Consider the following 20,225-nt stretch of genomic DNA (forward strand, 5'->3'; position numbering starts at 1 on the left):
AAGGGCGGGTTATGCAGCGGAAGCCCTTACTGAATAGCAACCATATCGAATCTGTCAATCGCCATGCTGCACCTGCGAAAAACGGGGTTCACACGCCGATAATTTCCCCATCCGGCGCCAGGGCGATGCGCTCCGCCGCCGGCACCCGCGGCAGGCCCGGCATGGTCATGATCTCGCCGCAGATCGCCACCACGAAGCCGGCTCCGGCGGCAAGCCTGACCTCGCGCACATGCAGCGTATGGCCGGTCGGCGCGCCCTTCAGCGCCGGGTCGTTGCTGAAGCTGAACTGCGTCTTCGCCATGCAGACCGGCAGCTCGCCATGGCCCGCCTGCTGCAGGGCGGCGAGCCGGCGGGCCGCCGGCTCGTCGAAGGTGACGGCGCCAGCGCGGTAGATCTCGCGCGCCACCGTCTCGATCTTGTCCTTGAGCGGCATCTGGTCGGGATAAAGCAGGCGGAGCGGCGCGCGCGGACCTTCGGCCAGCGCCACCACGGCGCGGGCGAGGTCGGCGGCGCCCGCGGCGCCGTCGGTGAAATGGGTGGCGGGAATGGCCTCGACACCGGCCTCGCGGGCGACGGCGGCCACGGCGGCGATCTCGTCCGCCGTATCGGCAGGAAACCGGTTGACCGCCACCGCCACGGCCAGCCCGAACTTGCGCAGGTTTTCGATATGGCGGGCGAGGTTGGCGCCGCCGCGCCGCACCGCTTCCGGGTCCGGCCGGGTCAGGTCGCCGGCGGCGACACCGCCATGCAGCTTCAGCGCGCGGGCGCTGACCACGACCACGGCGGCGGCCGGCTCGATCCCGGCGCGGCGGCATTTGATGTCGAGGAACTTCTCGGCCCCGAGATCGGCGCCGAAGCCGGATTCCGTGACCACGTAATCCGCCAGCGCCTGGCCCAGCCGCGTCGCGATCACCGAGTTGCAGCCATGCGCGATGTTGGCGAAGGGCCCGCCATGCACCAAAGCGGGGGAGCCCTCGCGGCTCCGTACCAGATTGGGCGCCAGCGCGTCGCGCAGCAGCGCCAGCATGGCGCCCTCCGCCTTCAGGTCGCGCGCGGTGACGGGGTGTCGATCCGCCGTGTCGGCCACCACGACGCGGGCCAGCATGTCGGCAAGATCCCGTCGGCCCTTGGCAAGGCAGAGGATCGCCATCACCTCGGATGCGACCAGGATGTCGAAGCCGCCCTCGCGCGGCACGCCGTGGGCCGGCCCGCCAAGGCCGAGCACGATATCGCGCAGCGCGCGGTCGTTCATGTCGATCACGCGCCGCCAATGCACGCGGCGCGGATCGATCTTCAGCGCATTGCCCCAGTGCAGGTGGTTGTCGAGCAGGGCGGCAAGCAGGTTGTGCGCCGCGCCGACGGCGTGGAAATCGCCGGTGAAGTGCAGGTTGATGTCGGCCGCCGGCACCAGTGCGGCCCGGCCGCCGCCGGTGGCGCCGCCCTTCATGCCGAAGACCGGGCCCATGGACGGCTGCCGCAGGCAGATCACCGCCCGCTTGCCGATATGGTTCAGCGCATCGCCGAGCCCGATCGTGGTGACCGTCTTGCCTTCGCCCGCCGCGGTCGGGTTGATGCTGGTGACCAGGATGATCTTGCCGCGCGGCCTGGTCGCGGCAGCTTCCGCGAAATCCAGATCGATTTTCGCCTTGTCGCGGCCATAAGCCAGGACGTGCTCGGCCGGGATGTCGAGACCGGCCGCGACGGCCGCAATGCTGGAAGCCATGTGGCGTGTGTCCGCGATTGCCGGGAAAGATCGACGAGCGCCATCATGCCAATGATTCGCCATGTCGGCGACGCGGGGAATCCCGCTGCCCAAGCGACGATATACCTCTCGATCGCCCTGAAGCGCAGGCGGTATTCCCGTTAAAGTAGCAGCCTTGGCCGCTCGACCTGGCCGCTCGCCGGCTGTGACAACCTTGGGAAGGCCCCTGCCCAAGGCTTCGCACCCATGGCAGTGCCACGGTAGGTTCCAGGATTGGGTCCCGGGGGAGGGCTTCCGATAACCTTCTGTTAACCATCTCGGCCGTAGATGCGATTCGGGATGGCAAGATGAGGAGCTATGGCCGGGGCCGACGCGCATCGCATCCTCGTCGTCGACGACGAGCCCGATATCGGACGGCTGATCGGGCTGGTCGCGACCAGCATCGGCTATGCGGTGCGCCTGGAGAATGACGGGCATCGCTTCGCCGACGCCTACCACGAATTCGCCCCGCACGTGATCATGCTGGACCTCACCATGCCGGGCGTGGACGGCATCGAATGCCTGCGTTTCCTCGCCGCGGCGCGGGCCGAGACCGACATCCTGCTGATGAGCGGCTTCGACGAGCGCATGCTGGAAGCAGCCCGGCGGCTGGCCAGCGCCCAGGGCCTCAAGGTGGCCGGCATCGTTCCCAAGCCGATCGACATGGCCTCGCTCGAGCGCAAGCTGGACCAGCTGAGAGCCGCATCCTGATTACCGCTCGATCTTGTAAGCAGGCATCAGCCGGCTGATACCCGCCCCGCGCAGGCAGCGCCGCTCCGCGATCCCGGCTAGATTTGCCCGGCACCAAGGGAGAGGGCGCCGATGACCTACGATCTCGTCATCAAGAACGGCATGGTGGTGGACGGGTCCGGCCTGCCGCGCTACCGCGCCGATGTGGGCGTGAAGGACGGGCGCATCACGACCATCGGCCGCATCGCCTCACCCGCCCGCAAGACTATCGATGCCGAGGGCCATGTGGTGACTCCGGGCTTCGTCGACGGCCACACCCATATGGATGCTCAGATCTTCTGGGACCCGCTCGGCACCTGCTCCTGCTATCACGGCGTCACCTCCGTCGTGATGGGCAATTGCGGCTTCACCTTGGCCCCCTGTCGCGAGACCGAGGCCGATCTCGTGTTCCGCAACCTGGAGCGGGCCGAGGATCTGAGCCGCGATGCCATGCTGGCCGGCATCAAATGGCGCTGGGAGACCTTCCCGGAATTCCTCGACGTGCTGGAGAGCCTGCCCAAGGGCATCAACTATGCCGGCTATGTCGGCCACTCGGCGCTGCGCACCTATGTGATGGGACAACGCGCCTTCACCGAGAAGGCGAGCGACGACGACCTCAAGCGCATGGTGCACGAGGTGAAAGCCTCGATCCGCGCCGGCGCCATCGGCTTCTCCACCACGCGCAGCGTCAACCACCAGACCTCGGACGACAAGCCGGTGGCGAGCCGGCTGGCCAGCTGGGAGGAGATGGCGGCGCTGGTGCGTGCCATGGGCGATCTCAATGCCGGCATCCTGGAGATCGCCGGCGAGCCGACCGGGGCTTCCGGCGAGCGCGCCATCAAGTACTACAACGCGCTGAAGCAGCTCGCGGTCGAAAGCGGCCGGCCGATCACCTTCGGCATGTTCGGCACCCGCGTCGCGCCGGGCGCCTGGCGGCCTGTATTCGACATCGTCGAGCAGGCAGCGGACGAGGGCGGGCGGATGTTCGTGCAGGTGCATTCGCGCGAGCTCAACGTGCTGCTCTCCTTCGAGACGCATACGCCGTTCGACAGCTGGGACGTGTGGCGCGACATCCGCAAGCTGCCGCTCGACCAGCAGAAGGCAAAGCTGCGCGACCCCGAGATCCGCCGCCGCCTGGTGGAGGTGGCGAGCCGGCCATACGAAGGGCCGGAGGTGCGCGGCACCGAGGCGCGGCCGCCGGAATGGGACTGGGTCTATCTGTTCGACAGCCCGCACGGGCCGCACCGCTCGATGGCCGACCTCGCCCGCGAGCGCAACCAGCACCCGGTCGAGACGTTCATCGACCTGGCGCTGGAGCGCGACCTGAAGCTGTTCCTGCGCCAGCCGATCGCCAACGAGAACCAGGACGACGCGCTGGAGATGATGCGCCATCCGCGCTCGGTGGTGACCTTCTCGGATGCCGGCGCGCATGTCTCGCAGATCATGGACAATTCGCTGCAGACCCATCTGCTGGCGCATTGGGTGCGCGAGAAGCAGGCCTTCACCCTGGAGCAGGCGGTGCGGCTGATCACCTACGACACTGCGACGCAATGGGGCTTCCATGACCGCGGCCTGCTGCGCGAGGGCATGGCCGCCGATATCAACGTGCTGGATCCGAAAACGGTCGGCGCCCGCATGCCGGAAGTGGTGACCGACCTGCCGGCCGAGGCCAAGCGCCTGCGCCAGACCTCGACCGGCATCATGGCGACGGTGGTGAACGGCGAAATCGTGCTGGAGCGCAACCAGCCGACCGGGGCGCTGCCCGGCCGGCTGCTGCGCGGCAAGCTGCCCGGCTGAAGATGTGTCAGCCGGTGCCGAGGATGGCGCGGCGGCGTTCCAGGCTGGCCCAAGGCCACAGCGCCTGCATGTCGTAATAGGCCTCGAAGGCCGGCACGCCCGCGGGCAGGGTCACCCAGGGCAGTTTCGAGCGCGTGTAGATGTGCACGTCGGGCGCGAGTTCCGCGGGGTCGTCCAAGGTGCCGATGCGCACGAACAACATCACCCGCCGGTTGCCGTAGTCGCTCCACAGCGCGGTGTTGCAAGCAGGGCAGCGGTGCACGAGATGCGGCCGCCCGCTATCGGTCGGCACGGGCACCGGCTCGGGCTTGCCGGAGATCCGCTCGACACGGTCCGCCTCGATCAGGGCGTTGAGCACGAAAGCACTGCCGGTCTGCCGCTGACAATCGCGGCAATGGCAGCAATGCACGAACATCGGCGCCGACGTCAGCCGATAGCGAACCGCACCGCAGGCACAGCCGCCTTCCAGGTTCACTGCCATGCGGACCCTCCTGAGAAAGTGGCGGATGGGGTGGGATTCGAACCCACGGTGGGCTTGCACCCACGGCGGTTTTCAAGACCGCTGCCTTAAACCACTCGGCCACCCATCCGCATGCGGCGCGTTCGGCACGGAACGTGCAAATGCGTCCGGCGCCGAGTTCTAGCGCCCCAACCGGTGACCTGTCATCGTCCGCGGCGAATTGTGCTAGGTTTCCCTGGGTCTAGGGGGTCGAAAGTAATGCGTTTGTTTGCCGCGACGTTGGCGACCGAGACGAACACGTTCTCGCCGCTGCCAACCAGTCTGGATTCCTACCGCGAGAGCGTGTTCCTGCGCCCGGGCGAGCACCCCGAGGATGCCCCGCGAATGTGCACGGCGCCTCTGTTCGTGGCACGCGCCCGCGCCAAGGCCGACGGCTTCACGCTGATCGAGGGCAGCTGCTTCGCGGCAAGTCCGGCCGGCACCACCAACCGCGCCGATTACGAGTTCATGCGCGACGAGATCCTGGCCCAGCTGCAGGCCGCCATGCCGCTCGACGGCGTGCTGCTCGGCCTGCACGGCGCCATGGTGGCGCATGGCTATGACGACGTGGAAGGCGACATCCTGGAGCGCGCCCGCGCCGTCGTCGGCCCGAAATGCGTGATCGGGGTCGAGCTCGACCCGCATTGCCATCTGACCTTGAAGCGCGTTGGGCTCGCCGACATCGTCATCCTCTACAAGGAATTCCCGCATACCGACGTGGTCGACCGCGCCGAGGAGGTGCTCGACCTCGTGCTGAAGACGATCCGCGGCCAGGCGAAGCCGGTGATGTCGATGTACGATTGCCGGCAGATCCAGAGCTATCCGACCACCTTGCCGCTGATGCGCGGCTTCGTCGACCGCATCAAGGCGATGGAGGGCAAGGACGCCATCCTTTCGATCTCGATCGGGCACTGCTTCCCCTATGGCGATGTGCCGGAATTGTCGGGCCGCGTGCTGGTGATCGCCGACGGCGACAAGGCGAAGGCCGATGCGCTGGCGACGCGGCTCGGCGAGGAATTCGTCTCCATGCGCGGCAAGACCCAGCCGGATTACCTGGATGTCGGCGGCGCGGTGCGGACGGCGATGGAGCAGAACGCCATGCCGATCGTGCTGGCGGAGCCGACCGACAATGCCGGCGGCGGCGCGCCGTCGGACAACACGACGATCCTGCGCGAGCTGATCGCCAGGCGCGCCGAGAGCGCGGCCATCGGCCCGATCTGGGATCCGATCGCGGTCAAGCTCTGCTTCGATGCCGGCCTCGGCGCAAAATTTCCGCTGCGCTTCGGCGGCAAGACCGGGCCGCGCTCCGGCCTGCCGGTCGATGCGACGGTCGAAGTCACCGGCCTCGTGCGCGACGCCTGGCAGAGCTTCGGCCCGACCAAGGTGCCGCTCGGCGATTGTGCCGCGGTCAAGGTCGGCGGCGTCGAGGCGGTGCTGATCACCAAGCGCACCCAGGCGCTCGGCCTCGAGCTGTTCACCAATCTCGGCATCGACCCGCTGGCGCGCCGCATCCTCGTGGTGAAGTCGACCAATCATTTCATGGCGGCATTCGGGCCGATCGCCAAGAAGGTGATTTACGTCGACAGCGACGCGCCGCTTAGCCGCGACTACCGGCAGATCGAGTATACTAAAGTGCAGAGGCCGATCTGGCCCCTGGACCAGGACACGCAACCGGGGCTGATCTACTAAGGACGGCTAGTTCGAAGGGAAGGGGATATCCGTATGATCAAGATCCGCACGTGGCTCGCCGCCACGATTCTCGCCAGCGCCGCAGCGCTTGCCGCTGTGCCCGCGCTCGCGCAGCAGAAGACGCTGCGCGTCACCATGCATGCCGATGTGCGCACGCTGGATCCGTTCTGGACCACGCAGACGATCGCCGGCATTCACGGCCTGATGATCTACGACACGCTGTTTTCGAGCGATGCCGACCTCAAGCCGCAACCGCAGATGGTCGACAAGTGGACGGTGAGCGACGACCGCAAGGTCTACACCTTCACGCTCCGCGACGGCCTGACCTTCCATGACGGCTCGGCCGTCACGTCGAAGGACGTGGTCGCCTCGATGAACCGGTGGGGCAAGCGCGACGGCGCCGGCAAGCAGCTGATGGCCTTCACCACCTCGATCGTCGCCAAGGACGACAAGACTTTCGTCTGGACGCTGAGCGAGCCCTACGGCCTGCTGATCGACATCCTGGCCAAGACCGGCACCAGCATCCCCTTCGTGATGCGCGAGAAGGAGGCCATGGTCGATCCCTTCCAGCAGATCCAGGAAGTGGTCGGCTCCGGCCCATTCGTGTTCAAGCGCGACGAATGGAAGCCCGGCAACGTCACGGTCTACGAGAAGTTCAAAGGCTATGTGCCGCGCAAGGAGCCGGCCTCCGGCCATGCCGGCGGCAAGGTGGTGAAGGTCGACCGCGTCGAGTTCGTCTGGCTGTCCGATCCGCAGACGGCGCAATCCGCCCTGGTCGCCGGCGAGATCGACTATCTCGAGAATCCGCAGGCCGACTTCCTGCCGATCCTCGAATCCACGCCGGGCATCAAGCTGGAGACGCACAAGGCCGCCGGCACGATGGGCATCCTCCAGCTCAACCACCTGCACCCGCCCTTCAACAACGTGAAGGCGCGGCAGGCGATGCTCTACATCATCAACAACGCCGACTACCTGAACACGATCGCCGCCAATCCCAAGCTGCAGACGCTCTGCTACTCCTACTGGGGTTGCGGCGTCGAGATGGAGACCGACGCGGGCAGCGAGCCCTATAAAGGCCCGAAGGACTACAAGAAGGCGGAAGCCCTGTTCAAGGAGGCCGGCTACAAGGGCGAGCCAATCACCATCCTGCACGCCACCGACCACCAGTACATCAACCCGGCCAACCTGGTGATGATCCAGCAGCTGCGCAAGGCGGGCTTCCTCAAGCTCGACGTGCAGGCGATGGACTGGGGCGCCGTTGTCGCGCGGCGCGCCAAGAAGGAGACGCCGGACAAGGGCGGCTGGAACATCTTCATCACCGGCACCACGGTGCTGACCTCCTCCAGCCCCGTGACCCATACCTCGATCGGCATGGGCTGCGAGAAGGCCTGGTTCGGCTGGCCCTGCGATGCCGAGTTCGAGGAGACCCGCCGTGCCTGGGCCTTCGCCCCGGACATCGCGACCCGCAAGAAGCTGGCGGTCGAGCTCTCCAAGCAGGCCTACGCGAAGGTGCCGTATATCTCGTTCGCCCAGTGGCGCAATCCGGTCGCCTACCGGTCGGACAAGATCTCCGGCGTACTCTCGGTGCCGTCGGTGCCGCCGATGTGGAACATCGAGAAGAAGTGACGGTCCACAACGTCGCCAGAAAGAGCCATGGCGTCCCCGTGCGCAACGCACGGGGACGCTGCGACGGCCACAGCAAGACACCCGAGGTAATGCGGCGATGACCGCTTATATCGTGCGTCGCCTGATCGCCACCATCCCGGTCATGGTGGTGGTGGCGCTGTTCGTGTTCTTCCTGCTGCATCTGACGCCGGGGGACCCGGCCGCGGTGATCGCCGGCGACGACGCCTCGCCGGCCGAGATCGAGGGCGTGCGCCGCAAGCTCGGCCTCGACCTTCCGATCTGGCAGCAATTCGGCATCTATGCCTGGAACCTGCTGCAAGGCGATCTCGGCACGTCGATCTTCTCCAACCTGCCCGTCCTCACGCTGGTCAAGCAGCGGCTGGAGCCGACCATCGTGCTGGCGCTGGCGACGCTCTTCGTCGCCGTCGCCTTCGCCATTCCCATGGGCGTGCTGGCGGCCTGGAAGGCGCGCTCCTTCGTCGACCGGCTCGTCATGGGATTTTCCGTGCTGGGCTTCGCCGTGCCCGTGTTCCTGTTCGGCTATGTGCTGATCTACGTCTTCGCCATTCAGCTCCGCTGGCTGCCGGTCCAGGGCTACCGTCCCCTCGCCATGGGCCTCGATCAGACCTTGCGCTCCATCGCGCTGCCGGCCTTCGCGCTCGGCATGACCTATATGGCGCTGATCGCCCGCATCACTCGTGCCAGCATGCTGGAAGTGCTGTCGGAGGATTACATCCGCACTGCGCATGCAAAGGGCGTGGCGCAGAAATCCGTGCTGCTGCGGCATGCCCTGAAGAACGCCGCGGTGCCGATCGTGACCGTGATCGGCATCGGCCTCGCGCTGCTGATCTCCGGCGTCGTCATCACCGAGACCGTGTTCAACATCCCCGGCCTCGGGCGCCTGACCGTCGACGCCATCCTCAAGCGCGACTACCCGATCATCCAGGGCCTCATCATCCTGTTCGCGGGCGCGAAGGTGATGGTGAACCTGGCGATCGATCTCAGCTACACGTTCTTCGATCCACGGATCCGGTACTAGGAGGCGCGCGATGGTTTCGACGACTGCCTCCGTCACCGTGGCCGCCCGGCGCACCTCCTGGGCCGACATTCTGTTCTGGAGCCGGCGCAACAAGACGATCATCGGCGGGATGGTCATCCTGCTCGCGCTCGTCACCGTCGCGCTTATCGCGCCGTGGATCGCCGACGACCCCTTGGGGTTCGAGCCGACCAACCGCCTGAAGCGCCCCTCCGAGGTCTTCCTGTTCGGGACCGACCAATTCGGCCGCGACGTCTACAGCCGGGTGATCTACGGCACGCGCATCTCGCTGATCGTGGGCCTCAGCGTCGCGCTGGTCGCCACCGCAATCGGTCTCGCGCTCGGCGTTCTCTGCGGCTACTACAAGCGCGTCGATGCGGTCGCCATGCGCTTCATGGACGGCCTGATGGCCATCCCGGCCATCCTGCTCGCCATCGCGCTGATCACCCTGATGAAGGCGAGCCTGTTCATCGTCATCATCGCGATCTCGATCCCGGAGATCCCGCGGGTCGCGCGCCTGGTGCGCAGCGTTGTGCTCACCGTCCGCGGCCAGCCTTATATCGAGGCGGCGATCGCCAGCGGCACGCGCAACCTCACCATCATGTGGCGCCACATCCTGCCCAACACGGTGGCGCCCCTGATCGTGCAGGCGACCTACGTCTGCGCCTCCGCCATCCTGACCGAGGCCGGCCTTTCATTCCTCGGCGCCGGCACGCCGCCGGAGATCCCGAGCTGGGGCAACGTCATGTCGCTCGGCCGCACCTTCTTCCAGATCGCGCCCTGGATCATCTTCTTTCCCGGTATCTTCCTCGCGGTGACGGTGCTCGCCATCAACCTGGTCGGCGACGGCTTGCGCGACACGCTGGATCCGCGCATCGCGCGCCGCATGTGAGGTTTCGACGTTGACTGCTGTTGCTCCTGCCGTATCCGCGCCGATTGCCGCCCCGGCCCATGCCGAGACCATCCTGTCCGTTCGCGACCTGCGCACCCAGTTCTTCACCCGCGACGGCGTGGTGCGTGCTGTCGACGGCGTCTCCTTCGACCTGAAGCGCGGCGAGACGCTCTGCATCGTGGGCGAGTCCGGCTGCGGCAAGAGCGTGACCGCGCTGTCGATCCTCGGTCTCATTCCCGCCGGTGCGGGCCGCATCGTCGGCGGCTCCGTCCGGTTCGAGGGGACTGAGCTGACCACGCTCTCGGAGGCCGAGATGCGCCGCATCCGCGGCAACCGCATCTCGATGATCTTCCAGGAGCCGATGACCTCGCTGAACCCGGTCTTCACCGTCGGCCAGCAGATCGCCGAATCGGTCTCCATCCATCAGGGGCTGAACCGCCGCCAGGCCTGGGACCGCGCCATCGAGATGCTGTCGCTGGTGAAGATCGCCGATCCGAAGCGGCGCGCCGGCGAGTATCCGCACCAGCTCTCGGGCGGCATGCGCCAGCGCGTGATGATCGCGATCGCGCTGGCCTGCAATCCGCAGGTGCTGATCGCCGACGAGCCGACCACCGCGCTCGACGTCACCATCCAGGCGCAGATCCTGAACCTGATGCTGGAGCTGAAGGACCGGCTCGGCACCGCGATCATCCTGATCACTCATGACCTCGGCGTAGTGGCAGAGACGGCGCAGCGCGTCATCGTCATGTATGCCGGCCGCAAGGCGGAGGAGGCGGCGGTGGACGAGCTGTTCCGCCACCCGATCCATCCCTATACGCGCGGCCTGATGGCCTCCATCCCGCGCCGCAGCGCCGCCGGCCGGCGCAGCCAGGTCCGCGGCCGCCTGCAGGAGATCACGGGCATCGTGCCGTCGCTGCGCGAGGAGATCCCCGGCTGCGCCTTCGCGCCGCGCTGCGGCTTCGCGGTCGATCGCTGCACACGCGAGCAACCGCCTTTCGAGGCGCACCGGCCGGCGCATTTCGCCGCCTGCTGGGAGGCGGCGCGGGTCGTGGGGACGCCGCGATGAGCGCGCCCGAGATGGTGCTGAAGGTCCAGGACCTGAAGAAGCACTTCCCGGTCCACAAGGGCCTGTTGTCGCGCGTGGTCGGTCATGTCTTCGCCGTCGACGGCGTCTCCTTCGAGATCCGGCGCGGCGAGACGCTCTGCCTGGTGGGGGAGAGCGGCTGCGGCAAGTCGACTGTGGCGAAGACGGTGATGCGCCTGCAGGAGCCGACCGCCGGCACGGTCGAGTTGAACGGTGCCGACATCACCAAGCTCGACCAGGAGGAATTGCGCGCCCACCGGCGGCAGATGCAGATCGTGTTTCAGGATCCGTATTCCTCGCTCAACCCGCGCATGTCGGCCGGCGCCATCGTCAGCGAGCCGCTGACCAATTACGGCATCGCCGCCGGGCCGGAGCTCACCCAGCGCATTGCTCAGCTGTTCGAGCGGGTGGGCCTGCGCGCCGATGCGATGGTGAAGTACCCGCACGAATTCTCCGGCGGCCAGCGCCAGCGCCTCGGCATCGCGCGGGCGCTCGCGGTCAATCCGCGGCTGATCGTCGCCGACGAACCGGTCTCGGCGCTCGACGTCTCGGTGCAGGCGCAGGTGCTGAACCTGCTGATCGACCTGCAGGAGGAGTTCCAGCTCGCCTATCTCTTCGTCTCGCACGACCTCGCCGTGGTCGAGCATATTGGCCACCGCATCGCGGTGATGTATCTCGGCCGCATCGTCGAGCTGGCCGACAACGCCGACCTGTTCGGCACCCCGCTGCATCCTTATACGGAGGCACTGCTCGCCGCCGCGCCGCTGCCCGAGCCGGGCCTGAAGCGCGAGCGCATCATCCTGCAGGGCGACGTGCCGAGCCCGATGAACCCGCCCTCCGGCTGCCGCTTCCACACCCGCTGTCCCTATGCGCTGCCCGAATGCAAGGTGACCGATCCGCCGCTGCTGGAAGTGGCGCCCGGCCACCATGTGGCATGCCTGCGCCGCCCGGTCGGCACCGACGGCGCGCCGCTCACCCGCACGGCCTGACAAGGACCACGTCCCATGGCGAACACCGCAATGCTCGACCTGACGACCGTCGAACTACGCCACCGCATCGGCTCGAAGGAGATCTCGCCGGTCGAGCTGCTGGAGGCGGCGATCGAGCGCATCGCCGCGGTCAATCCGGCCGTGAATGCCGTTACCGCCACCTGCTATGACCGCGCCCGCAAGGAAGCCAAGGCGGCCGAGGCGGCGGTGCTGCGCGGCGACAATCTGGGTCCGCTGCACGGCCTGCCGACCGGCATCAAGGACCTGCACGAGACCGAAGGCCTGCTGACCACCTACGGCTCGCCCCTGCATCGCGATTTCGTGCCGAAGCAGGATTGCGCCATGGTGGCGCTGGTGCGGCAAGCCGGCGCCATCGTGGTGGCCAAGACCAACGTGCCCGAGTTCGGCGCCGGCGCGAACAGCCGCAACCCGGTCTGGGGCGCGACCGGCAATCCGTTCAATCCGGAGCTCAATCCCGGCGGCTCCTCCGGCGGTTCGGCGGTCGCGCTGGCGACCGGCATGCTGCCGGTCTGCACCGGCTCCGATACCGGCGGCTCGCTCCGCATTCCGGCGGCGAAATGCGGCGTGGTCGGCTTCCGCCCGTCACCCGGCGTCGTGCCGATGGACAATCGCGGCCTCGGCTGGACGCCGATCTCCGTGCTCGGGCCGATGGGGCGCGACGTCGCCGATACCCGGCTCCTGTTCTCCGCCCAGGTCGGCATGGACGACCGCGAGCCGCTGGCATTTCCCCTGGAGGGCGGCGATCTGCGCAAGGCGCGCGCCATCGATCTCGGCCGGCTCCGCGTCGGCTGGACCGAGGATTTCGGCCAATGCCCGGTTTCGAGCGAGATCCGCCGCGTGTTCCGCGCGCGCGTCAAGTCGATGCAGCACCTGTTCCATACCTGCGAGGAGGTGAAGTTCGACCTCGGCGAGGCGGATCGCTGCTTCGACGTGATCCGTGCCCTCAACTTCGTCGCCCGCTACAAGGACACCTACGACAAGGATCCCGGCCAGCTCGGCCCCAATGTGCGCGCCAACTACGAGATGGGCGCGAAGATGTCGATCGCCGATGTCGCCTGGGCGCATGCCGAACAGACCCGGCTGTTCCGCAAGTTCCAGGCGACCTTCAAGGAATACGATCTCATCCTGTCGCCGACCACGCCGGTGACACCCTTCCCCTGGACGCAGCTTTATCTTGAGGAGCTCGAGGGTCAGAAGCTGCGCAACTACTACCACTGGCTGGCGCTGACCTATTTCGTCACGCTCGCGACCAATCCGTCGGTCTCAATGCCCTGCGGCACCGACGAGCACGGCATGCCGTTCGGCCTGCAGGTGACCGGCCGGTTCCGCGGCGACCGGGAGCTGATGGACGCGGCCGAGGCGATGGAATGGGCCTTCGCCCGCATCTCTGGCCTCGGCCGGCCGAAGCCCGATCTCGCCAAGCTTTCGAAGCCGACGCCGTCGCTGAAGTCGATCGTCACCCACCCGCCGGTGCTGTGACCGTCCGCCAGCGTTGACGGAGGTCAACGCCGAACGCGCCGCCACGTGCCATCCATGATCCGAACGGATGGAAGAGGAGGGCGCGGATGCTCCGTATCATCGTCATCGCGGCGGCGATGCTGTTTGGCGCGACCACCGCCTCCGCCGCCGAGCGCATCACCGGACATGCCTGCGTGCAGAGCGGCAACATCCTGGAGATACCCTGCGGCAGCGCGACCAGGATCCGCCTCTACGGGATCGATGCGCCGGAGCCGGCGCAGATCTGCACGCTTCCGAGCGGCACCCTCTACGATTGCGGCGAGATCGCCGCCAGTGTGCTGCGCGACCTGATCGACAAGTCTCAACCCGTCTGCCAGGTCCTTGGGCAGGATTTCTATCAGCGCCCCGTCGCGATCTGCCGCGTCGGCAAGCTCAATCTGAACGCGGAACTGGTCCGGCGCGGCTGGGCGCTCGCCTATCGCGACACGAAGGCCTACGCGGCGTTGGAAGTCGAGGCCAAGACAGCGAAGCGCGGGCTATGGGCGGGCCAGTTCGACGAGCCCCGCAAGTGGCGGCACGCAACCACCGGGAAGGAAGAGTAGGAGATCAGTCCGCCTCGCCGACCGCGAGGTCGCTGACGAAGGGATTGGTCTTCCGCTCCCAGCCGAAGGTCGAAGTCTGGCCGTGGCCGGGAACGAAGGTGATGTCGTCGCCGAGCGGGAACAGGCGCTGGCGGATCGATCGCACCAGATCGCTGTGATTGCCGCGCGGCAGGTCGCTGCGGCCGATCGAGCTGCGGAACAGCACGTCGCCGACGATCGCAACCCGTGACGCCGCGTTGAAGAACACCACATGGCCCGGCGTATGGCCGGGGCAGTGGATGACGTCGAACTCCATCGGCCCGACCGTCACCTTATCGCCATGCTCGAGCCAGCGGTCCGGCGTGAACATGCGGGCGGGCGGAAACCCGTATTGCTCGGCCGAGCGCGGGATGCGCTCGATCCAGAACTGGTCGTCGCGATGCGGTCCCTCGATCGGCAGGTCGAGCGCCTCGGCCAGGTCGGCGGTGGCGCCGGCATGGTCGAGATGGCCATGGGTGATCAGGATCTTCTCGAGCTTGACGCCGTTCTGCTCGACCGCCTGCATTACCCGCTCCAGATCGCCGCCCGGATCGACCACGGCGCCGATCTTCGACACCTCGTCGAAGATCAGGCTGCAATTCTGCTGGAACGGGGTGACGGGGATGACGACGATCTTCATGGCGACGGTTCTACCTCAGGCGAGCGCCGAACGCAGCGTCTCGATCACGGCCTGCCCGTCGGTCTGCGGCGGCCCGATCAGCACCACGCCCTCGGGCGCGGCGCCGGCCGGCGCGGCGGCGAGCGACCAGCGCCGGCCGACCAGCTGCAGCAGCAGAACCGCGTCCGGCTGCTCCGCGAGGCGCAGGAACCCCTTGGCCCGCCAAAGCCGGCTGCCGAAGCTGTCCAGCGCCTCCGCCAGGGCCGCGCGACGGAACGGGCGATCAGCGGCCAGCACCCATTGACCGAACTGCTCGCCGTGATCGGCTGTCGCGGCGTGGGCGAGGGACGGCAGGCGATCGGCGCCGATCAGCAGGGCGGGGGGCACTGCCGCCTGGGCCGTCACTACGATGGGGACCGCGGCGACCGCCTCGAGCCAGCTCCGAACGGCGTCCAACTCGTGGGCTTCGACCAGGTCGCTCTTGTTCAGGACCAGCAGATCCGCCGCGGCAATCTGGCGCCGCACCGTGTCACCAACCAGCGGATCCGCCGCGCGGCATCGGACGGTCTCCGCGTCGATCACCGTCACGATCGATTCCAGGCGGAACGCATCGCCCGCCAATCCGATGGCGGCGATGCGCGCCGGATCGGCCACCCCGCTCGCCTCGATCACCAGCCGCTCCGGCGGAACCGGCCGTGCGAGCAGGCGGAGCAGGGTCTCCATCAGGCTCGAGCCGATCGAGCAGCAGATGCAGCCGTTGGAGAGCTCGATGGTGTCGGCATCGGCGGACGCGACCAGCCGGCTGTCCACCGCAATCGAGCCGAAATCGTTCACCAGCACGGCGATCCGCGCGCCCTCGCTGTCGGCCAGCAGCCGGTTCAGCAAGGTGGTCTTGCCGGCCCCGAGGAAGCCGCCGAGCACGAGCAGCGGGATCGCTTGCGGCATCAGCCGCCGCTCGCCGGGAACGGCCGCCCGCCCAGCACCGTGCCCCAGACGCGCACGTCCTTCAGCCCGGCCGGATCGACCGCCGTCGGATCGTCTTCCAGCACGCAGAAATCGGCGCGCTTGCCGACCTCGATGGAGCCAATCTCGTGATCGAGCTTCAACGTGCGCGCGGCGCCGAGCGTGATCGCCTGCAGCGCATCGGCAACGGCGATCCGCTCATGCGCGCCGAGCAGCCGGCCGGACGAGGTGAGCCGGTTGACGGCGCACCACGCCGTGAACAATGGGCCGATCGGCGTCACCGGCGCGTCGGAATGCATGGCGAGCGTCACGCCTTCGCGCAGCGCGGTCGCGCAGGCATCCATGCGCTCCGCCCGGTCGGGGCCCATGGTCTGGCTGTAATGCGCGTCGCCCCAGTAGAAGAGGTGATTGGCGAACAGATTGACGCAAACCCCAAGGCTCGCCATGCGGCGGAACTGTGCCGCATCGGCCATCTGGCAGTGCTGCAGGGTGTGGCGGTGGTCCGGCCGCGGCTGCGCGACCATCGCCGCTTCGATCGCGTCGAGCGTCACCTCGGAGGCTTCGTCGCCGTTGGTGTGGATGTGCAGCTGGTAGCCGGCGCGGTGATAGGCATCGACATAGCGCCGGATCTCCTCCGGCGCCATGTTCCAGATGCCGTTCGGCCGCCCGTTGAAATAGCCGGGCCATCTGAGGCGCGCGGTGAAGCCCTGGATCGATCCGTCGGTCATCAGCTTGACCAGGCCGAAGCGCAGCTTGTCGGTCGAGGTCGGCACCAGCCCCGCCATCTTGGCGATGCCGTCCTCGGGCTTTGCCGAGCTCGCATTGAAGGCAGGCAGCAGGCGAAGCGGAAAGTCCGCCGCCGCCGTCACCTGGCGGAGATGCTCGACCGATTCCGGCTTCAGGTCGTTGAACAGGTCGGTCGCGGTGGTCACCCCGGCCAGGTTGGCGAGCCGCCCGAAGGCGCGATAGCCCTCGGCCGAAGTGCGGGTCATCAGGTATTCGTCGCCGACCACCCGGTAGGCCATGAACATGGCGGCGAATTCCAGCAACTCGCCGGTCGGATCGCCCGCATCGTCCTTCAGCACGCCGTGGATGTTGCTCGAACGGTCGATGCGGGCCCGCTCCAGGATCACGCTGTTGACGTTCATCAGATGGCCGCTCGCATGCACCACGATGACCGGCCGCGTGGTCGACACCTGGTCGAGATCGGCCCGGCTCATGCGCCGCCCGCCGAAGAAGATCGGATCAAGCCCCCAGGCGAAAAGCGGCTGGTCCGGCACGCCGAGCCCGGCCTCGGCTTCCCGAAGCCGGCCGACCACCTCCTCGATGCTCTGCAGGCCCGGCCAGAGCTTGCCGTCGGGGCCGCGCCGGTCATGGAAGCCGACATGGCAATAGCGCCACATGCCGCCTTCCACGGCATGGCTGTGGCCCTCGACCAAGCCCGGCAGCAGCACCTTGTCGGCGAGGCTGTCGTCGAGCCGGTACTCGCCCCAGCGGGCAAGCTCGTCGAGGCTGCCGACGCCGAGGATGCGCCCGTGGCGGACCGCCACATGCGTGGCCTCCGGGTGGGAGGGGTTCATGGTGACAATCTTGCGGGCGACGAAGACGGAGATCGGAGCGGCAGGCGGCATGAACGGGGGACACCGGTGTGACATTGACGGCCAGAGATGCAGGCTGGGGGCCAACTTCCGCCGGCGTCAAGAAATTCCCCGCGCTGCCGGCCACACAGCCGCGCCGTGCTTTGACCGAGATCAATGAGCATCGCGCCGGCCGTGATGATCTCCCCCTTCTACCTTTCGGGGGAAATGCAGATGGAATCGAACGAGATCGCCTACCTCCTCATGGTGGTGGCCGCATTCGGGCTTTTCATGCTGAGCTTGGCCTGGAGCGCGCATCGTCGCTGAGCCCGGTCCTGTGCCGTGATCGGGCCTTGCCGCGCCGGCCGGCGGCCGGCACGGTGGAGGCACCGTGGGATTCGTCCTGTCCAAGATTCTCTGGCCGCTGCTGGCGCCGAGCACCTGGCTCGCGGCACTGCTGCTGCTCGCCACCCTGGGCGCCTGGGCCGGCCGCTGGCGCGTGGCGCGGGCCAGCCTGACGCTCGCCTTCGTGCTGTTCATGCCGCTCGCCGCCGTGCCGGCCGGCGCCTGGCTGACACGGCCGCTCGAAGATCGCTTCCCGCCGCCCGCCCGCCTGCCGGAGCAGGTCGACGGCATCGTCGTGCTCGGCGGCAGCTTCCGGGTCGACCTGAGCCGCGACCGCGACGCGCCGCAGGTCAACGAATATTCGGAGCGGATCTTCGAGCTGATGTCGCTGGCAGCGCGCTACCCGGCGGCCCGCATCGTGTTCACCGGCGGCAACGCCTCGCTGGTGCCCGAGGAAGGGACCGAGGCCGATGTCGCGCGCACCCTGCTGGCATCGACCGGCTTCGATGCGGCACGAGTGACGTTCGAATCGGAGGCGCGCAACACCTACGAGAACGCGCTCTATACCAAGCGGCTGGTCGAGCCCGCCGCCGGCCAGACCTGGCTGCTGGTGACGTCGGCGCAGCACATGCCACGCGCCATCGGCTGTTTCCGCCGCGTCGGGTTCCCGGTGGTGCCCGTGCCGGTGGACTACCAGACCAAGCGCGGGGACACCGCGCCCTTTAACTTGGCCTTCGGCGGGAATCTCCGCATGCTGGATACGGCAGTCCGGGAATGGGTGGGCCTGGTCGCCTATCGTCTGATGGATCGAACCGATGCCTTCTTGCCGGCTCCCTGATCGAACCCGGGATCGTATCTGGCGGCCCGATCGCCGCGCCCTGCTGCTCGGCATGACGTCGGCGCTGGCTGCGCCCGCGGCGCTGGCAGCCGGCGATTTCGACCAGTGGCTGCGCGAGCTGCGCAGCGAGGCGCGCGGCAAGGGCGTCAGCGACGCCGTGCTGGACGATGCCTTCAAGGGCGTCCGCCCGTTGCCGCGGGTGATCGAGCTCGACCGCAAGCAGCCGGAATTCACCCTCACCTGGGCGGAATATCTCGGCCGCGTCGTCAACGAGGCGCGGGTCGAAAAGGGCAGAGCTCTGGCGGCCGAAAACGCCCGCCTGCTTGGCGACGTCGCCGCGCGGTTCAAGGTGGCGCCCGGCATGGTGGTGGCGCTGTGGGGCATCGAATCCGATTTCGGCCGGCTGACCGGCGGCTTCAACGTGATCGCGGCCTTGGCGACACTCGCCTTCGACGGGCGCCGGGCCAGCTTTTTCCGCGGCGAACTGATGGAAGCGCTGCGCATCCTGCAGGGCGAACGCATGCCGGCCGCGGCGATGCTCGGCTCCTGGGCCGGCGCGATGGGCCAGTGTCAGTTTATGCCGTCGAGCTTTCGCAACTTTGCCGTCGACTTCAACGGCGACGGCCGGCGCGACATCTGGACCACGTTGCCCGATGTATTGGGCTCCGCGGCCAACTATCTCGCCAAGTCCGGGTGGAAAGCGGGCGAGGCCTGGGGCGACCCGGTGCTGCTCACCCGCGGCATCGACCCCGCCCAGGCCAGTTTGAACAACAAGCGCCCGACGGCGGAATGGCTGGCCGACGGAATCGTGCCGCGCGACGGCAGCGCGCTGCGCGATCCGGGCGACCGCCAGGCAGCCCTGCTGCTGCCGGACGGCATCGCCGGGCCCGCCTATCTCGTCTACCGGAACTTTTCGGTGATCCTGCGCTGGAACCGGTCGAATTTCTTCGCTCTGGCCGCAGGGACGCTTGCTGACCGCATTTCGCGCGGCCTATAAGACCCAATTAATTGATCCATTTGCGCAGGACCCACAAGATGCGGGGGTTTCGAGCATTGCTGACGGTCGCCGCGGCGGCCAGTGTCCTGCTGGTCGCCGCTTGCGGCGACCGTTCGCGGAGCGCCGGGCCGGCCGCCTCCCGGACGCAGACAGCCGGCGTCAAAGGCGCCGGGGTCTACAAGGTCGGCAATCCGTATCAGATCAACGGCGTCTGGTACTACCCGCAGGAGAATCCGAACTACGACGAGACCGGCATCGCCTCCTGGTACGGCCCCGGCTTCCACGGCAAGAGCACAGCGAACGGCGAGACCTACGACCAGAACGAGCTGACCGCCGCGCACCAGACCCTGCCGATGCCGAGCTTCGTGCGGGTCACCAACCTGGAGAATGGCCGCTCCATCGTCGTCCGGGTCAACGACCGCGGGCCCTTCGCCAATGGCCGCATCATCGACATGACCCGCCGCGGCTCGCAGCTGCTCGGCTTCCATGAGCGCGGTACGGCCCGGGTCCGCGTCCAGGCGGTGCCGGGCGGCGGCCCGGACGGCGACCAGCCGCTGCAGCCGCCCGTCGACCGCCGCGACATGCCGATCCAGGTGGCGGCCGCGCCCAAGGGCAGCGTCAGCACCGAGGCGCTGCCGCCGCCGCCGGGCATGCGCGGCCAGAGCGCGCCGACGCCGGCGCCCGCGCCGGCACAGCCCTCCGCCA

General features: G+C 67.9%; 19 protein-coding genes and 1 tRNA gene. 14 read left to right on the forward strand and 6 right to left on the reverse strand.

Annotated features, from left to right (window positions below; all coding sequences use genetic code 11):
* Positions 1-88: 88 nt before the first annotated feature.
* Positions 89-1,786 (reverse strand): formate--tetrahydrofolate ligase, encoded by a 1,698-nt coding sequence (locus DT074_RS14720; RefSeq protein WP_438503682.1) that lies wholly within the window; start codon positions 1,784-1,786, stop codon positions 89-91.
* Positions 1,787-2,059: 273 nt separating this feature from the next.
* Here DT074_RS14720 and DT074_RS14725 point away from each other — a divergent pair, with 273 nt between their 5' ends.
* Positions 2,060-2,452: a response regulator gene (locus tag DT074_RS14725; protein WP_119420613.1), complete on the forward strand. Its 393-nt coding sequence runs from the start codon at positions 2,060-2,062 to the stop codon at positions 2,450-2,452.
* 111 nt (positions 2,453-2,563) lie between these two features.
* Positions 2,564-4,267: an N-acyl-D-amino-acid deacylase family protein gene (locus DT074_RS14730; RefSeq protein WP_119420614.1), complete on the forward strand. Its 1,704-nt coding sequence runs from the start codon at positions 2,564-2,566 to the stop codon at positions 4,265-4,267.
* A gap of 7 nt (positions 4,268-4,274) precedes the next feature.
* Here DT074_RS14730 and DT074_RS14735 read toward each other — a convergent pair whose 3' ends face one another.
* Together DT074_RS14735 and DT074_RS14740 are read right to left on the reverse strand one after the other, a co-directional pair.
* On the reverse strand, positions 4,275-4,748 hold the full coding sequence (locus tag DT074_RS14735) for a GFA family protein (RefSeq protein ID WP_119420615.1): 474 nt from the start codon (positions 4,746-4,748) through the stop codon (positions 4,275-4,277).
* A 19-nt stretch (positions 4,749-4,767) separates the two neighbouring features.
* Positions 4,768-4,857 (reverse strand) — tRNA-Ser (locus tag DT074_RS14740).
* Between the two features lie 128 nt (positions 4,858-4,985).
* Here DT074_RS14740 and DT074_RS14745 point away from each other — a divergent pair.
* The 8 genes from DT074_RS14745 (at position 4,986) to DT074_RS14780 (ending at position 14,163) form a co-directional block, all read left to right on the forward strand.
* Positions 4,986-6,455, forward strand: a complete 1,470-nt coding sequence (locus DT074_RS14745) for a M81 family metallopeptidase (RefSeq protein ID WP_119420616.1) — start codon at positions 4,986-4,988, stop codon at positions 6,453-6,455.
* A gap of 33 nt (positions 6,456-6,488) precedes the next feature.
* Positions 6,489-8,081 carry an ABC transporter substrate-binding protein gene (locus tag DT074_RS14750; protein ID WP_119420617.1) on the forward strand — a complete coding sequence of 531 codons (1,593 nt, stop codon included), beginning with the start codon at positions 6,489-6,491 and terminating at the stop codon, positions 8,079-8,081.
* Between the two features lie 97 nt (positions 8,082-8,178).
* Positions 8,179-9,120, forward strand: a complete 942-nt coding sequence (locus DT074_RS14755) for an ABC transporter permease (protein ID WP_119420618.1) — start codon at positions 8,179-8,181, stop codon at positions 9,118-9,120.
* 10 nt (positions 9,121-9,130) lie between these two features.
* On the forward strand, positions 9,131-10,009 hold the full coding sequence (locus tag DT074_RS14760) for an ABC transporter permease (RefSeq protein WP_119420619.1): 879 nt from the start codon (positions 9,131-9,133) through the stop codon (positions 10,007-10,009).
* Positions 10,010-10,019: 10 nt separating this feature from the next.
* The gene (locus DT074_RS14765; RefSeq protein WP_119420620.1) at positions 10,020-11,075 is read left to right on the forward strand and encodes an ABC transporter ATP-binding protein; all 1,056 of its coding nucleotides are present in this window, start codon (positions 10,020-10,022) and stop codon (positions 11,073-11,075) included.
* The gene (locus tag DT074_RS14770; protein ID WP_119420621.1) at positions 11,072-12,082 is read left to right on the forward strand and encodes an ABC transporter ATP-binding protein; all 1,011 of its coding nucleotides are present in this window, start codon (positions 11,072-11,074) and stop codon (positions 12,080-12,082) included. The genes DT074_RS14765 and DT074_RS14770 overlap by 4 nt, the downstream gene beginning before the upstream one ends.
* Positions 12,083-12,097: 15 nt before the next feature.
* Positions 12,098-13,582: an amidase gene (locus DT074_RS14775; protein ID WP_119420622.1), complete on the forward strand. Its 1,485-nt coding sequence runs from the start codon at positions 12,098-12,100 to the stop codon at positions 13,580-13,582.
* 86 nt (positions 13,583-13,668) lie between these two features.
* Positions 13,669-14,163, forward strand: coding sequence for a thermonuclease family protein (locus DT074_RS14780; protein WP_119420623.1), 495 nt, complete (start codon positions 13,669-13,671; stop codon positions 14,161-14,163).
* A gap of 4 nt (positions 14,164-14,167) precedes the next feature.
* Here DT074_RS14780 and DT074_RS14785 read toward each other — a convergent pair whose 3' ends face one another.
* The 3 genes from DT074_RS14785 to DT074_RS14795 are packed head-to-tail and all read right to left on the reverse strand — an operon-like array spanning position 14,168 to position 17,394.
* Positions 14,168-14,821, reverse strand: a complete 654-nt coding sequence (locus DT074_RS14785; RefSeq protein WP_119420624.1) for an MBL fold metallo-hydrolase — start codon at positions 14,819-14,821, stop codon at positions 14,168-14,170.
* 15 nt (positions 14,822-14,836) lie between these two features.
* Positions 14,837-15,745, reverse strand: coding sequence for a CobW family GTP-binding protein (locus DT074_RS14790; RefSeq protein ID WP_119420625.1), 909 nt, complete (start codon positions 15,743-15,745; stop codon positions 14,837-14,839).
* Positions 15,745-17,394: an amidohydrolase gene (locus DT074_RS14795; protein WP_119420626.1), complete on the reverse strand. Its 1,650-nt coding sequence runs from the start codon at positions 17,392-17,394 to the stop codon at positions 15,745-15,747. The genes DT074_RS14790 and DT074_RS14795 overlap by 1 nt, the downstream gene beginning before the upstream one ends.
* Before the next feature lie 123 nt (positions 17,395-17,517).
* On the opposite strand from DT074_RS14795, the gene DT074_RS28080 reads away from it, so the two are divergent.
* The 4 genes from DT074_RS28080 to DT074_RS14810 all read left to right on the forward strand — a co-directional run.
* Entirely contained in the window at positions 17,518-17,667 is a 150-nt protein-coding gene (locus tag DT074_RS28080; RefSeq protein ID WP_162914912.1) for a hypothetical protein, read from the forward strand.
* A 64-nt stretch (positions 17,668-17,731) separates the two neighbouring features.
* Complete coding sequence (locus DT074_RS14800) at positions 17,732-18,523, forward strand: YdcF family protein (RefSeq protein WP_119420627.1); 792 nt, start codon at positions 17,732-17,734, stop codon at positions 18,521-18,523.
* A 52-nt stretch (positions 18,524-18,575) separates the two neighbouring features.
* Positions 18,576-19,520 carry a lytic murein transglycosylase gene (locus tag DT074_RS14805; protein WP_368744683.1) on the forward strand — a complete coding sequence of 315 codons (945 nt, stop codon included), beginning with the start codon at positions 18,576-18,578 and terminating at the stop codon, positions 19,518-19,520.
* 38 nt (positions 19,521-19,558) lie between these two features.
* On the forward strand, positions 19,559-20,225 hold a 667-nt coding region (locus DT074_RS14810), incomplete at its 3' end, for a septal ring lytic transglycosylase RlpA family protein (protein ID WP_368744684.1).

The sequence above is a fragment of the Desertibaculum subflavum genome, from assembly GCA_003576705.1.
GTDB classification, from domain to species: domain Bacteria; phylum Pseudomonadota; class Alphaproteobacteria; order Ferrovibrionales; family Ferrovibrionaceae; genus Desertibaculum; species Desertibaculum subflavum.

Coding starts and splice junctions, on each gene's coding strand:
- DT074_RS14720 (WP_438503682.1), bottom strand. CDS start 1,786: ATGGCGAATCATTGGCATGATGGCGCTCGTCGATCTTTCCCGGCAATC.
- DT074_RS14725 (WP_119420613.1), top strand. CDS start 2,060: ATGGCCGGGGCCGACGCGCATCGCATCCTCGTCGTCGACGACGAGCCC.
- DT074_RS14730 (WP_119420614.1), top strand. CDS start 2,564: ATGACCTACGATCTCGTCATCAAGAACGGCATGGTGGTGGACGGGTCC.
- DT074_RS14735 (WP_119420615.1), bottom strand. CDS start 4,748: ATGGCAGTGAACCTGGAAGGCGGCTGTGCCTGCGGTGCGGTTCGCTAT.
- DT074_RS14745 (WP_119420616.1), top strand. CDS start 4,986: ATGCGTTTGTTTGCCGCGACGTTGGCGACCGAGACGAACACGTTCTCG.
- DT074_RS14750 (WP_119420617.1), top strand. CDS start 6,489: ATGATCAAGATCCGCACGTGGCTCGCCGCCACGATTCTCGCCAGCGCC.
- DT074_RS14755 (WP_119420618.1), top strand. CDS start 8,179: ATGACCGCTTATATCGTGCGTCGCCTGATCGCCACCATCCCGGTCATG.
- DT074_RS14760 (WP_119420619.1), top strand. CDS start 9,131: ATGGTTTCGACGACTGCCTCCGTCACCGTGGCCGCCCGGCGCACCTCC.
- DT074_RS14770 (WP_119420621.1), top strand. CDS start 11,072: ATGAGCGCGCCCGAGATGGTGCTGAAGGTCCAGGACCTGAAGAAGCAC.
- DT074_RS14775 (WP_119420622.1), top strand. CDS start 12,098: ATGGCGAACACCGCAATGCTCGACCTGACGACCGTCGAACTACGCCAC.
- DT074_RS14780 (WP_119420623.1), top strand. CDS start 13,669: ATGCTCCGTATCATCGTCATCGCGGCGGCGATGCTGTTTGGCGCGACC.
- DT074_RS14785 (WP_119420624.1), bottom strand. CDS start 14,821: ATGAAGATCGTCGTCATCCCCGTCACCCCGTTCCAGCAGAATTGCAGC.
- DT074_RS14790 (WP_119420625.1), bottom strand. CDS start 15,745: ATGCCGCAAGCGATCCCGCTGCTCGTGCTCGGCGGCTTCCTCGGGGCC.
- DT074_RS14795 (WP_119420626.1), bottom strand. CDS start 17,394: ATGCCGCCTGCCGCTCCGATCTCCGTCTTCGTCGCCCGCAAGATTGTC.
- DT074_RS28080 (WP_162914912.1), top strand. CDS start 17,518: ATGAGCATCGCGCCGGCCGTGATGATCTCCCCCTTCTACCTTTCGGGG.
- DT074_RS14805 (WP_368744683.1), top strand. CDS start 18,576: ATGACGTCGGCGCTGGCTGCGCCCGCGGCGCTGGCAGCCGGCGATTTC.